Here is a 13,739-nt window from a genome sequence, read left to right on the forward strand (position 1 = left end):
TTTGCTCCTTTTATAATCACTTATTTTTATTAAACTTCATTAATGAATATACAATAATTATACTTATTGGCAAAAGAATAGCTAGTTCAGGATTTATACTACCATTACTAGCAAATCTTAATAGCAAAAATAAAACTCCATAAACTAATAAAGATAAACTTGTATATGTTAAAGCATAGATATTTAAATCATTATATCTTGGCATAATAGGAATATTGTAAAAAATTATAAGCATAAAAAATGGAGCATATAATAAAAATATACTTTGCTTATAAATACTAGCTCTTGCTATGTTTTTATTAGCTTCAAAATTATTAAGATAAAAAAATGCGTCCTTTAAAGAGCTATCATCAGTGCCTAAATTATCAAGCAAACTTGGGTTAAAATCTTTTAAAATCATTTCTTTTTCTAAATTTTGATTAATTATAAAGGTATCATCAAAATTATTTCCTAATTTAAATTCCATAACTTTTGCGTCTTCTAAAACCCAATTATTATCAATAAAATTTGCTCTTTTTGCTAAGATGATTTTAGATATTTCATTGTTTGTTTTTTTGATAATTTTAATATCATTCATTGTAGATTTATCATAGCTTTTTATATAAATATAATCATCTTGATATTTAAAAAACAAATCCATTTGTTCTTTGCTTAAATATCCGTATTTTAAAATATTGCTTTTATAGTTTTCTGCATAAGCAATATTTGTATAGTTTAAAAAAATTGCGATAAAACTTATTATTAAACTTATAAACATTATAGGCTTAACACTTGCGTTTTTGCTAAGTCCTAAAGAATAAAACGCTATAAATTCATTTTTTTTAATAAGAGATATTTTTGTAAAAATCATAGCAAGTATTAACGCTATTGGCAATATATAATAAAAAGCTGTAAGCATTGTATATACAATATATAATAAGAATATATTGGTATTTAAATGCAGCTTTTTATAATTAATTAAAATATCTATAAATAAATAAAATCCTACAAAAGCAATAATAAAAATTAAACAATTTTTAAGATAAAGGCTAGCAAGATATCTAAAATAAAGTTTATTCAATTACTTCATCCTTCTTCTTGCAAGTCCTAAATTCTCATATAAATCTATTTCTCTTTTGTAACTTGGATATTTTTTACCCAATTCGTGATTTAAAAAAGCAATTAATTTTGCTTCAGCACATTTGTTAGCACAAACAACACTAATAAATCCTAATTTTTTTTTAGCATCTTCACTTAAAGTTGTAAGACTTGTTCTATTTTCAAGACTTTGACTTTGTAAAAACGCTAAAACTACTTTATTTAAAGCAGCTGGAGTTTTTGCACTCTTTGCTGCTTTTATCAAATCATCTAAAGCATTTACTTTCTTGACTACTTCTTGCTTTTCTTGTGTAAGAATTTGATTTTCTTTATTTTTTGAGCTCTTGATTATAAAATAAAAAACTAGAGCAATAATTACTAAAAAAGCTACTACACCGACAATTATAAATACATTATCTCTCATAAAAGTTCTGCTTCCTTTTTATTTTTACTTGCAACAATTGCTAATAATGCCATAACTCCTACGCTAATGTAAGCATAAATAGGCACGCTAGCAGCTTCTCCTGCAGCATATGAGTGCATACCTGTTAAAAAGTAATTCACTCCAAAATAAGTCATAATAATACTCAAATATGCAAACATAGAGCATACTGCAAATGTAAATTGATTATTTATTCCTTTAATCATTCTAATATGTAAAACTGCAGCATAAACTAAAATAGATACTAAAGCCCAAGTTTCTTTACTATCCCAGCCCCAATATCTTCCCCAAGATTCGTTAGCCCAAACACCACCTAAGAAATTGCCTAAAGTAAGCAATGATAAGCCTAAAATCATAGCCATTTCGTTAATCATTGTAGCTTCTTTTATATTTGATTTTATTCTTTCATTTAGCTTTTTATTTTTTCCTAACATAATAAATAAAACTAATACAAAAATTCCAAGTAAAGCACATAGACCTAAAAATCCATAACTAGCAGTTATGATACTAACATGAATTGTTAGCCAATAACTTTGTAAAACAGGTGCGAGATTGCCTATTTGTGGGTCAATTGAACTAAGATGAGCTACCATTAAAACAATAGCTGCAAGAATTGATGTAAGCGATAATGAAATAGGACTTTTTTTAGAAAATACAATACCACTTAAGCTTAATGCCCAAGAAATATACAATAAACTTTCATAAGAATTTGACCAAGGTGCATGACCACTTAAATATCCCCTAATAGCAAGTGCAATTGTATGAACTATGAAAACTAAAATATTTAGATAATAAACTATTTTAAAGGCAGTTTTTAGACTTGTTTTACCACTAATCATTCTTGAAAATACTAAAATTAATAGCACTAAACCACCTAATAAATAAACAGGGCTTAATTTTGTAAAAATCCCTACCTTATCAAAAGCAATTTCTAATTTAAATTTTGCTTCATCAATATTAGTTCCTTGACTAGCTTTAATCTCATTTAAAATCTTTGAACTTAAAGCATAATTATTGTCTTTATTTGCATTTATTAATGATAAAAAATAAGCTTTTAAATCAGGTTTGCTAGTTTCTAAAACATTTAAAGCTTTACCATCTTCAAAACTAGCTCTTACATAACCACCTAAAGAAGCGTAATATAAAAGATTTAAACGCTCATCAACTTTTAATAATTCTTTTTCATAAGTTCCACGCTTGTTTGGATTGGTTCTTAAAGCCTTATCAACTTCATCTTTTAAAGCATATATATTATTTGGAAAAAAATCGTAAAAACTAGCATATTTACCCTTGCCAAGATTTAAAAAATCTCTTATTTCTTGATTGCTTAGATAAATAAATTTTTCTTTAGAAAAGTCTTTAAAATCACTCATAATCCATATTAAAAGCTCTGTTGCATCTTTGCCTTGATAAGTGCTTGTTTTATGAATTTTATTTACTAAATCAAGTGCTAATGAGCCAAATGGAGCTATTCTTCCATTGTCTTTTTGAACTGGTAAAACGCTTAATTCTTTTACATGCTCTTCTAGGCTAACTGGGGCTAGATTTTTATTAGCATTATCTATAGCTTCATTAATGTCATCAGAATGTAAAAGTGGAGTTAAAGCACTAAGTAAAAGCACTAATGAACTCATTTTTGCTAAGCGTTTTGTTAAAATCATAAAGCGTGAGTTTTTGTAAATCAAGTTTAAAAATAATCCTATACCTAATAATAAGTATCCAATATAAGTTGGTATTTTGCCTGGGTCTTGATTTACACTTAAAATAGTTCCTAGCTCATCTTTATCGTATGAGCTTTGATAAAATCTATAACCTTTATGGTCTAATACATTATTCATATAAATCTTATAATCCTTACTTTCATCATCATTTATTCTAATATAACTTGCATAAGATTTCGGAGAATTTGAAGCCATATAACGCTCTAATTCAAATTTGTTTAAAGTAAAGCTAAATGGTAATTCAAGTAATTTAGCAGTATAAGATATGCTAAAAGTTTGATTTGCTAGAGTGATTTTTTGTCCTTCTCCTTCAAATAAATATGCGTATAAGCTATCATTATCATAAGTTACTTTTACTAAATAAGCATTTGGATACTCGCTATCTTTGCTATCTTCGTAGTATTTAACGCCGTTTTTGTAAAATTTATCAAATCCAATTTTGTAATTTTCAAATGAAATTACCATTCCATCATCAAGGCTAAATTCATTATCAGCTAATAATTTTATATTTTTCTTATTTTTAACATCAAATATTTCTAAATCAAAATTCGCTTTAATTTTGTTTTCGTTAAATTCTAAAAGCTTAGCATTCATTGAAATAGTTTTTTTATTTGCTATTACAACTTCTCCTAATACAACAAATCTACCTTCATCAAGGGCTAATGCACTTGAGCCTTGCTCTCCTGAAACATTTAATAATACGAAAGGTTTTCCGCCTATTTCTTCTTTATAAGCTGGTTTTGCGTGTAAAATAACTTTTTCTAATTTTAAATTAGCTATTTTGCCGTCTAAATCTAAGTTAATATCTACATCATTATGACCTATTACGCTTATATATTTAAACTCATCGCTTGAATAGTATTTATTATCTTTCATAGCAGAAATACTAAAAAATGCTTCTCTTGAGCTTACTATATTTGAAGTTTCATTTTCTCTTATATGAATATATCCTTCAAATCCATAATACCTAGTAAGTGCCGAGCCAAGTAGCATAAATAAAAAACTAAGATGGAATATAAAAAGCGGTAATTTTTCATACATTTTATATCTAAATATTGCAAAAAATAAATTAATTCCTAGCAATACCTGAATAGCAGCAAACCACCAGCTAGCATATATTAAAGCCCAAGCTGTAGGAGTTCCATATTTGCTTTCTATAAAAGTTGCTAAACCACTAGCAAAAGCAAACAACAAAAACAAAATTATGCTTAATTTCATACTTGATATCATCTTATACATTGTTATTCCTTGTGATTGTTAAAGATAAATTTTAACTAAAAAAAATTAGCTAAATTTAAACAAAAGCAATAAATAATAATTTTTATTATTTAGATTAAATTATTATCTATTACTTTTTAAAGAAATAGGAATTTAAAATTCCTATTTCAAAATATTATTTAATTTCTCCCATATGTGGCTTTAACATAAACTCAGGGCTTAAAATCTTATCAAGCTTTTCTTTATCCATTAATTTACGCTCTAAAACTAAATCATAAACTCTTGCACCCGTTTGCAATGCAACTTTTGCAATACTTGCACTATTTTCATAACCTATATAAGGATTTAGTGCAGTTACAATTCCTATACTATTCATCACAAAATCTTCGCATATTTGTTTATTTGCTGTGATACCATCTATACATTTATCAGCTAAAGTCTTCATAGAACGCTCAAGCATACAAATACTATTTAATAAACTATATGCTGCAAGTGGTTCAAATACATTTAATTGTAATTGTCCGCCCTCGCAAGCTAAAGTAACACTAACATCAGCACCAATTACATAATAACACACTTGATTTACTACTTCAGGGATAACTGGATTTACCTTACCTGGCATAATTGATGAGCCTGGTTGCATTTTTGGTAAGTTAATTTCATTTAAGCCACATTTTGGACCACTAGAAAGCAATCTTAAATCATTGCAAACTTTACTTAATTTTGTTGCAACTCTTTTTAAAACTCCACTAATTTGAACGAAAGCTCCTGTATCTTGTGTAGCTTCTATTAAATCATCTGCTATTACAAAATTTGCACCTGTTATATATTGAAGGTGTTTTGCAACGATTGGTGGATAATCAGGATGAGAATTAATTCCTGTTCCAATAGCAGTTGCACCCAAGTTAATTTCTAAAATTAAGCTTCTTGCTTCGCTAACTCTTTGTATATCTTCGCCAAGCATTACAGCAAAAGTTTTAAATTCTCTTCCTAAAGTCATCGGAACTGCGTCTTGAAGCTGGGTTCTTCCCATTTTTATAATATCTTTAAACTCAATTGCTTTTCTTTCATAAGCTGCTTTTAAATAATTCATAGCTTTCATTAAATCGCTTAAATAATCATATAAAGCAACTCTTAAAGATGTTGGATAAGCATCATTTGTGCTTTGAGATAAATTCACATGGTCATTTGGATGGCAATACTCATACTCACCTTTTTTATGCCCTAATTTTTCTAAAGCAATATTTGCTATAACTTCATTTGCATTCATATTTGTAGAAGTTCCTGCACCACCTTGTATCATATCTACAACAAATTGGTCTTTATATTTTCCAGCTATTAATTCATCACAAGCAAAACAAATAGCGTTTTTAATCTCTTCATTAATTAAGCCTAATTCATAATTAGCTAAAGCTGCTGCTTTTTTTACTTTCGCAAAAGATATAATTAGTCTTGGAAAGTCCTTTAAACGCTTTCCTGAAATGTCAAAATTTTGCACTGCTCTTAAGGTCTGAACTCCATAATAAATATCATCAGCAATTTCAAGTTCACCTAAAAAATCGTGTTCTAATCTCATTTAATCTCCTTTAAAAAATTTCGGTTAGGATAGCATTTTTTAATCAATAAAAAGGACAATTATGTTTGAATGGATTTTCACTTCAGAAGGCATATTATCTTTCGTAACTTTAGTATTACTTGAGATAGTTTTAGGTATAGATAATATTATTTTTCTTACTATTTTAGTAAGTAAATTACCAAAACACCTTCAAAATAAAGGCCGTATTTTAGGACTTGGTTTTGCTATGCTAACTCGTATAGCACTTTTATTTAGTATCTTTTGGCTTGTTAAACTTACAAAACCTTTATTTAATATCTTAGGTCAAGATTTTAGCGGTAGAGATATTGTCTTAATTGGTGGGGGAATATTTTTAATAATTAAATCAATTAAAGAACTAATATCAATGCAAAAAAACGAGCATAGTGATAATAGTAATTTTAAGGCTAGCTCAAATTTCTTTGTTGTAATAATTGAAATTGCTTTAATTGATATAATTTTTTCTTTAGATAGTGTAATTACTGCGGTAGGAATTGCTGATGAGCTTAGCATTATGATATTAGCTGTAATAATTGCTATGATGTTTATGATGATTGCTAGTAAATGGATTGGAGATTTGGTAGAAAAATTCCAAGAATTAAAAACTCTAGCTTTAACATTTTTAGTCTTAGTTGGTGGCGTTTTAATAGTTGAAGGTTTAAATATTCATATAAATAAAGCATATATTTATACTGCTTTAGCATTTAGTATAGTAAATACAACCCTAAATATCTTGCAAAAAAAGGCTAAAGATGAAGAATAATTTTACTGAATTTGTTTTAAAGCATTTTGGAATATTTTTATATTTTACACTAAGCAATATTTTTTGCTTAGTATTGTTTTCTAATAAGATTATAAATCAAGGCATTATTCAAGATTTAAAATATATAAAATCTACTTCAGTTACACTAATTTTTATAATCTTATTTGTATATTTTCTAATCTATATTCTAAAATCTAAAATCCCTTATGGGGGGGGTATTTTAAGATTTTTAATAATTTATAATTTCTTTGTAATCTTTATTCAATCTTTTTTAGTAATTAATTTTAATAATTTTTTAAATCCAAGTTTCTTAGAAGCATTTTTAAATACAAATATGGCTGAAAGTATTGAGTTTGTATCAATATATATTAATTTTAAATTCTTTGGAATTTTAATTTTTATGATTGTGGCTTTATTTTTATTAAAAATTAAAATAAATATAAAAATAAATAACAAATTAAACATAGCTTTTATTATTTTAATATTTGCAGTGTGCTTTGGGAATGATTTAAGAAGAGCTATTAAATATGATTTTAGTAGATATATAAATATTCCTTTTATTAAATTTAATAAAGAATTAATTTATACAGATGATATTTTGATTAATTCTAAAATAATGCAAGAGAGTTATTTAAAAATTGCTAATAATCACGAAAAATTAAAAGCTAATGAAAACATAAAAAATATAGTTTTAATAATAGGAGAAAGCTCAAGAAGAAGTGCTTATCAAGACTACGGGCAAGGATTAAACACCACGCCTAATCTAATAAATATAAAAAATAAAATAATTTATTCTGATGTTATTGCCCCTTATGCTTCTACAAATCCAGTAATGAGTGTACTGCTTAATTTTGCTAATTTAGATAATTTAAGTGAAAGAAAATTTTATGAGAATTTAGACATTATTAATTTATTCAAATTAGCAAATTACAAAACCTTTTGGATATCTAATCAAGACTATATTAGCGAATGGGGAAATAATGCCGCTAGTGTTGGTATTATGAGTGATTTTTCTTATTTTACAAATAAATATATGAGCTCTAGCGATACTTTAAGTTATGCAAAATATGATGGGGTTTTATTGCCTATTATTAAAAACCTAAAATTAAGTGATAATAATTTCATAGTAATTCATCTTTTAGGAAATCACGGAAATTATAAAAAACGCTATCCTAAAGAATTTGCAAAATTTAATGAAAGCGATATTAAAACTAATATAAGCGATAAAAAAAGCATAGCAGAATATTATAATTCCATACTTTATACTGATTATATAATCCAAAATATTTATGATATATTTAAAAATGATGATAGTTTGATAATTTATTTAAGTGACCATGCTGAAAGCTTATATGATGATAAAAGTAAATCTGTTTTAGGGCATATTTTAGATAAAATTACTGCTGAAATACCTTTTATAATCCTTTATTCAAATTCTTTTGAAGAAAATCATAAAAAACTATTAAAAGATTTAAATAAAGCTAAAGATTTGCCTTTTATGAGCGATGATTTAATACATTTAATTTGTGATATTGCAGGAATTTATCCGATTGAATATAAAAGTTATTTAAGCCCACTTAGAAGCGATTATAAAAAAGACAAAATTAGATTGTTTGGTAACGAATTAAAGTATAATAAATTTTAATTTAACAGGCAATAATAAAATTTTATTTTGATAATGATTTTAATATTAAATTTAGTTTATAAAAATATAATAAGTACTTTAAATTCATTTTAAGGATAAAATATGAATCAATTTATTATTAAAACTTATTGTAAATTTTTAATTTTTATTAAAGATACTAAAGCAGTTACTGCTATTGAATATGCACTTATTGCTGTTGCGATTTCTGCAATGCTGTTTTTGGTTTTGGGTAGTGGCGATGATGGTCTTATAAGTAAAATAAAAGATTCATTTAAAAGTATTCAAGATGCCCTTACAATAACCAAGGAAGAAAGTGGTAAATAACGTAATTTTAGGTGGGTTTTTCTTACTTTTAATTACTATTTGTTTTACAGATTTTAAAAAAAGAGAAGTTAGCAATTATCAAGTTTTGATTGCTTTGTTTTTATGTGTTGTTGCCTCATTTACATTTGAATATAAATTAAATTATAAATTGAGTTTATATGCTTTATTAGTAGGCTTTTTATTATGGAAAATCAAGCTTTTTGGAGCTGCTGATGTAAAGCTTATTTGCGTTTATTTGCTTTGCGTTAGGGAAGAAAATTTGATTGATTTTTTATTTTTAATGTCGGTTTTTGGCTGTTTTATTGGGATATTTGTTTTACTATTTTTTAAAAATAAAAGTGTTCCTTATGCCCCAGCAATAGCTACTAGCCACATAATTATTTTTTATGAATTATATTGTAAAGGTTTGTAATGAATTCAAAATTAATTATTATTTTAGCAATAATGATTATTATAATCTCTAGCTTTGGGATTATTAATCAAAAACAAAATTTACCTAATGCTGATGAAAAAAAACTTTATAGTATTTTGGTATTAACAAAAGATATTAAAAAAGGAGAAATCCTAAAAGATGGTGACTTAAAGATTGAAAATAAAGAATTAAATAGTGATTATTTAAAAGATTCTTTAATTATTGATAAAAGTACTGATTATATTATTGAAGGAAAATTCTCTATAAATAAAGATTTAAGTGCAAAAAGTCTTTTAAGATATGAAGATTTATTAAAAAGTAATATTTTAGATGATTCATTAGATATTTCCATTCAAGGAGAACTAGCCTTTTCTTTTACTTTAAATGAACGTGAGTTTAACATTTTAAAAGGTATAAAAAAGGGTGAAAATGTTGATGTTTATTTTAAATACGAAGAAAAAACAAAAAATCAAGATTTAGGCATAGTAACAAAAAGCGACAATATAAACAAATCAAACAAAGATAATGCAAACCTTGTAAATCTAGTTTTATTTTTTAAAGACAAAAGATTGTTAAATAAAACTAGCATAAATGGAGAAAATCAAGTAATTTTACAAATGAATGCAAATGATATTAAAACTATTTATGCAATAGAAAATTTAGGACATTTTTATATTTTCCCTGCCGATAAAAATAGTAAAGAAAATTTTTCAGCTGAAAAAATATTAGTAAAAGAGCATGTAAAAGAATTAAGAGGAGATGAAAAATGAGAATAATTATATTTTTATCGTGTTTTTTGACAATTTTAAGTGCTAATTATTTGACACTAAAACCAGGTGAATCAAAAGTTTTTAGTACCAAAGAAAAAATAACAACAGTATTTGCGAGTGAGCCAAAGGTACTTGATTATCAAGTAATTAATTCTACAACTTTAGCTGTTTTTTCAAAGACAAATGGATATGCCGAGATTAAAGCTTTTGGTGAAAAAGGAAATAATGTTATTTTAAACATAAGTGCTAATATTGATACGGAAAGTCCAAATCTAGCAAAAATTGCAAAGCTAATTGAAAGGCAAAATCCTGATTCAAAAATAAAGCTTGAAAAATTATCAATAGAAGAAAATGGTAATTCAAGTTCAAAAAAGGGTTATATTATAAGTGGAGTTGTGCCTAATTTAGAAAGCAGGGATAAAGCTTATTTAACAGCAGCAACTGCACTTGGATTAAATATAAAATCAGATAAGATTAAAAGACAAAATATTTCTAAAACTTCAAATACAGGTGTAGATATTTCAAGAGATGGTAGTGAAAATTTAGATTTTTTAGAAAAAATAACTATTGATGGATTAGTAGATGATTTAGAAGTATTAGCTCCAAAGCAAGTAAATGTAAAACTTATAATTGCAGATGTAGAAAAATCAATTGTAGAAAAATTAGGAATTGATTTTAATAATGGACATTTTGAAATACCTATTACAAATTCAAAAATACATTCTTTACCATTAAATCTTAAAACAATAGGAATTACATCAATTATTGATGCAATAAAAGATGAAAATGTAGCTAGAATTTTAGCACAGCCAAATATTTCAGTTATTAGTGGCGAGAGTGCTACATTTCAAGTAACTTCTCAATATACTCCGACAGGAATGACGATAGCAAGTAATGGTGTTACAGAAATTAATCCACAAACTCCTATTGATTATGGTATTTCGCTTACAGTTCAACCTAAAGTTTATAGCAAAGATAGGATAGTTTTAAATATAGCTCAAGAAGTAAGTGATATTGCAAGTGTAGTTGAAGGTAAAACTACAAGCACAGCAAATATCAAAAAAAGAAGAACCCAAAGTGTGGTAGAGCTTGCCGATGGGGATAGTTTTATATTAGGTGGGCTTATTGATGAGCGTGATATTGAAAATCTAAGAGGAATTACTGGGCTTGGAGATATACCAATTTTAGGTGGAGTATTTAAGAAAAATTCAAAAACTAAATCAAAAACAGAGCTTTTAGTAGTAATGACTATCAACCTTACAAAGCCAGTTACACAAGAATATATTCAAGTGCCAAATATTCATAAAAAAACTTTAGTTAGCTCATTGTTTAATATAGACAATATTCAAAATATCGCTTTAAAAGAAGCAGAAACTGCTAATTTTATTTCAAATATTGATTTTATAAAATAAGGAGAAAAAATGTTTTTTAAAAATACAAATGATAAGATTATAAAAAAATTAATCTTAGTAATCTCCTTAGATGAAATTAGAGCAAAAAATATAAAAGAACATTTAAGTATAAAAGGTTTAGATGTAAAGACATTAATTAAGAATTATAAAGACATAAATGCTAAAGATTTAGGCTCTAATTTAATAGCCATAATAATTGATTTAGGAATAATAAAAAATGTAAATGAGAGTATTAATATATTAAATACCATTTTACCTAAAGACAATACTTGCATTGTTTTTGCAGATAATGACTCTATTACTATTAGGCAAGAGTTTTTAAATAAAGGTTTAAGATATTTACATTATGAAACGCAATTTAATGAGTTGTTTTATGAACTAGATTCACAAAGTGAGAATAAGGGTAGTTTTAGCTCTATTCAAATTAGTGTTTTAGGAACTAAAGGTGGCATAGGTACTTCTTTTATAGCGTATTTACTAGCAAAAAATATTTATGATAGGTTTTGTAATAAAACATTACTTTTGCAAGGTGCAAATAGTTCTTTTAATATAGATTTATTTTCAGATATTAGTTTTAATACAGAATATTTTCAAGATAAAGGAATATGTTTATATAAAGAATCACTTGAAGATAATTTCGTAGGATTTAATAAATACTCAGAGCATAAAATTAACTTTATGGTATATGACCAAGGTATTTATAATGCAAGTAAAGAAAATATAGAACTTACCTTATCAAATTCTGATTGTGTAGTTTTAGTAATAAATAAAGAACTAGCATCAATTAAAAAAACCAAAGAAGTATTAGAAACTAATGATTTTTTACTTAGCGTAAATCAAGGTGCTAAAAGAATTATTTTAGTTTTAAACGAATTAAGCCCTATAAAAACTCTTAGCATAGGAGATATTGAAGAGTTATTAAAAAGAAAAATTGATTTAATAATTCCATTTAAATCTGGCATAAAAGAAGTAAAAAACAATGGTGCTTCAAAAATCAATAAAGCAATATCAAGTCTAGTAAATCTAGTAATTGGCATAAAAGAAAAACCTTTAAGTTTATTTAAGAGAAAAATATGAATAATGTAGCTTTTAAACAAGAAATTAGATTTATTAGAGAACAGACTTTAGCTATTATTGATTTAGATAAGATTGAAGAATTAGCTACCGATAGGCAACTTTTATTAAAAGAGATTTCAACTTTAGTAAAAAAAGTAAGCATTACAAATAAAAAATACCTATCTCCTAAGGATTTTTCATATATTGCTGAGTTAATTACAAATGAAATTATGGGACTTGGACCTTTAAGAGAATTAATGGAAGATGATAGTGTAAGTGATATTTTAGTAAATGGCCCTAATAATATTTATGTAGAAAAAGGTGGAAAATTACAAAAAAGTAATTTAGAGTTTCTAGACAATAACCAACTAACAGATATTGCAAAAAGAATGGTAGCTAAAATGGGAAGAAGGGTTGACGAAGCTCAGCCACTCGTTGATTCAAGACTTCCTGATGGAAGCCGTTTAAATGTGGTAATTAGTCCTATTGCACTTGATGGGACTAGCATATCTATTAGAAAATTTAATAAAAGTTCAAAAACACTAGAAGAATTAGCAATCGGTGGCTCAATGACACTAGAGATGGCAAAATTTTTATCATTAATTACATATTCAAGATGCAATATAATTGTTTCTGGTGGAACTGGTAGTGGTAAAACTACTCTTTTAAACGCACTTTCACAGCATATTAGTAATGATGAAAGAATTGTTACTCTTGAAGATGCAGCCGAGCTTAAATTAATGCAACCACATTTAGTAAGGCTAGAAACTAGAATGGCAGGAGTTGAGCAAAGTGGGCAAGTTAGTATGAGAGATTTAGTAATAAATGCTCTTAGAATGAGACCTGATAGAATAATTGTAGGTGAGTGTAGAGGTGGTGAAGCATTTGAAATGCTTCAAGCTATGAATACAGGGCATGATGGCTCAATGACAACCCTACACGCAAATAGCCCACAAGATGCTTTAAGTAGGCTTGAAAACTTAGTTATGATGAGCGGGTTTGATTTGCCAATTTCAGCAATTCGTTACAATGTGGCAAGTGCTGTTGATGTAATAGTGCAAATTGCAAGATTAAATGATGGTTCAAGAAGGGTTATAGAAATAGCCGAAATAGGAAAGATTAATGACAATGGAATAACTAGCCTTTATCCTATTTATAAATTTAAGCCAAGACCTTATAGAGATGAAAAAGATAAAATCATAGGCGATTATGAATTTTATGGATTAAGAGAAGACTCTGTCATTACAAATAATGCGATTATGTTTAATATAAAAGATTATTTAGATGAAATAGTGGGGGCTTAAA

At 26.4% G+C, this 13,739-nt stretch carries 11 protein-coding genes and 1 pseudogene; 8 read left to right on the top strand and 4 right to left on the bottom strand.

Annotated elements, in window-relative coordinates; translation table 11 throughout:
* Nucleotides 1–16: 16 nt before the first annotated feature.
* The 4 genes and pseudogenes from AVBRAN9334_RS01255 to aspA form a co-directional block, all read right to left on the bottom strand.
* Nucleotides 17–1,060: an LptF/LptG family permease gene (locus tag AVBRAN9334_RS01255; protein ID WP_214115801.1), complete on the bottom strand. Its 1,044-nt coding sequence runs from the start codon at nt 1,058–1,060 to the stop codon at nt 17–19.
* Complete coding sequence (locus tag AVBRAN9334_RS01260; RefSeq protein ID WP_214150513.1) at nt 1,061–1,501, bottom strand: hypothetical protein; 441 nt, start codon at nt 1,499–1,501, stop codon at nt 1,061–1,063.
* Nucleotides 1,498–3,546: pseudogene (ccsA, locus tag AVBRAN9334_RS01265) on the bottom strand (cytochrome c biogenesis protein CcsA); the annotation flags it as partial. The gene AVBRAN9334_RS01260 and the pseudogene ccsA, both read right to left, overlap by 4 nt.
* A gap of 1,087 nt (nt 3,547–4,633) precedes the next feature.
* Nucleotides 4,634–6,034, bottom strand: coding sequence for an aspartate ammonia-lyase (aspA, locus tag AVBRAN9334_RS01270; RefSeq protein WP_214115804.1), 1,401 nt, complete (start codon nt 6,032–6,034; stop codon nt 4,634–4,636).
* A gap of 61 nt (nt 6,035–6,095) precedes the next feature.
* Between aspA and AVBRAN9334_RS01275 the strand changes: the two genes are divergently transcribed.
* The 8 genes from AVBRAN9334_RS01275 (at nt 6,096) to AVBRAN9334_RS01310 (ending at nt 13,738) form a co-directional block, all read left to right on the top strand.
* Nucleotides 6,096–6,815, top strand: coding sequence for a TerC family protein (locus AVBRAN9334_RS01275; RefSeq protein ID WP_214120322.1), 720 nt, complete (start codon nt 6,096–6,098; stop codon nt 6,813–6,815).
* Nucleotides 6,805–8,460, top strand: coding sequence for a phosphoethanolamine transferase (locus tag AVBRAN9334_RS01280; RefSeq protein WP_336606810.1), 1,656 nt, complete (start codon nt 6,805–6,807; stop codon nt 8,458–8,460). Before AVBRAN9334_RS01275 ends, AVBRAN9334_RS01280 begins: the two co-directional genes overlap by 11 nt.
* 102 nt (nt 8,461–8,562) lie before the next feature.
* Nucleotides 8,563–8,784, top strand: coding sequence for a Flp family type IVb pilin (locus AVBRAN9334_RS01285; RefSeq protein WP_214115808.1), 222 nt, complete (start codon nt 8,563–8,565; stop codon nt 8,782–8,784).
* Nucleotides 8,774–9,196, top strand: coding sequence for an A24 family peptidase (locus AVBRAN9334_RS01290; protein ID WP_336606811.1), 423 nt, complete (start codon nt 8,774–8,776; stop codon nt 9,194–9,196). The genes AVBRAN9334_RS01285 and AVBRAN9334_RS01290 overlap by 11 nt, the downstream gene beginning before the upstream one ends.
* Entirely contained in the window at nt 9,196–9,966 is a 771-nt protein-coding gene (locus tag AVBRAN9334_RS01295) for a hypothetical protein (protein WP_336606812.1), read from the top strand. Before AVBRAN9334_RS01290 ends, AVBRAN9334_RS01295 begins: the two co-directional genes overlap by 1 nt.
* Entirely contained in the window at nt 9,963–11,378 is a 1,416-nt protein-coding gene (locus AVBRAN9334_RS01300) for a pilus assembly protein N-terminal domain-containing protein (RefSeq protein ID WP_336606813.1), read from the top strand. Before AVBRAN9334_RS01295 ends, AVBRAN9334_RS01300 begins: the two co-directional genes overlap by 4 nt.
* 9 nt (nt 11,379–11,387) lie before the next feature.
* Nucleotides 11,388–12,455, top strand: coding sequence for a hypothetical protein (locus tag AVBRAN9334_RS01305; protein WP_336606814.1), 1,068 nt, complete (start codon nt 11,388–11,390; stop codon nt 12,453–12,455).
* On the top strand, nt 12,452–13,738 hold the full coding sequence (locus AVBRAN9334_RS01310) for a CpaF family protein (RefSeq protein ID WP_336606815.1): 1,287 nt from the start codon (nt 12,452–12,454) through the stop codon (nt 13,736–13,738). Before AVBRAN9334_RS01305 ends, AVBRAN9334_RS01310 begins: the two co-directional genes overlap by 4 nt.
* Nucleotide 13,739: the final 1 nt, after the last annotated feature.

The organism is Campylobacter sp. RM9334 (assembly GCF_020138145.1).
Lineage (GTDB): Bacteria > Campylobacterota > Campylobacteria > Campylobacterales > Campylobacteraceae > Campylobacter_E.

What these genes read in the sequence shown, in the direction of transcription:
- AVBRAN9334_RS01300 (WP_336606813.1), top strand. Translation starts at nt 9,963, where the DNA reads ATGAGAATAATTATATTTTTATCGTGTTTTTTGACAATTTTAAGTGCT.
- AVBRAN9334_RS01295 (WP_336606812.1), top strand. Translation starts at nt 9,196, where the DNA reads ATGAATTCAAAATTAATTATTATTTTAGCAATAATGATTATTATAATC.
- aspA (WP_214115804.1), bottom strand. Translation starts at nt 6,034, where the DNA reads ATGAGATTAGAACACGATTTTTTAGGTGAACTTGAAATTGCTGATGAT.
- AVBRAN9334_RS01260 (WP_214150513.1), bottom strand. Translation starts at nt 1,501, where the DNA reads ATGAGAGATAATGTATTTATAATTGTCGGTGTAGTAGCTTTTTTAGTA.
- AVBRAN9334_RS01275 (WP_214120322.1), top strand. Translation starts at nt 6,096, where the DNA reads ATGTTTGAATGGATTTTCACTTCAGAAGGCATATTATCTTTCGTAACT.
- AVBRAN9334_RS01310 (WP_336606815.1), top strand. Translation starts at nt 12,452, where the DNA reads ATGAATAATGTAGCTTTTAAACAAGAAATTAGATTTATTAGAGAACAG.
- AVBRAN9334_RS01280 (WP_336606810.1), top strand. Translation starts at nt 6,805, where the DNA reads ATGAAGAATAATTTTACTGAATTTGTTTTAAAGCATTTTGGAATATTT.
- AVBRAN9334_RS01285 (WP_214115808.1), top strand. Translation starts at nt 8,563, where the DNA reads ATGAATCAATTTATTATTAAAACTTATTGTAAATTTTTAATTTTTATT.
- AVBRAN9334_RS01305 (WP_336606814.1), top strand. Translation starts at nt 11,388, where the DNA reads ATGTTTTTTAAAAATACAAATGATAAGATTATAAAAAAATTAATCTTA.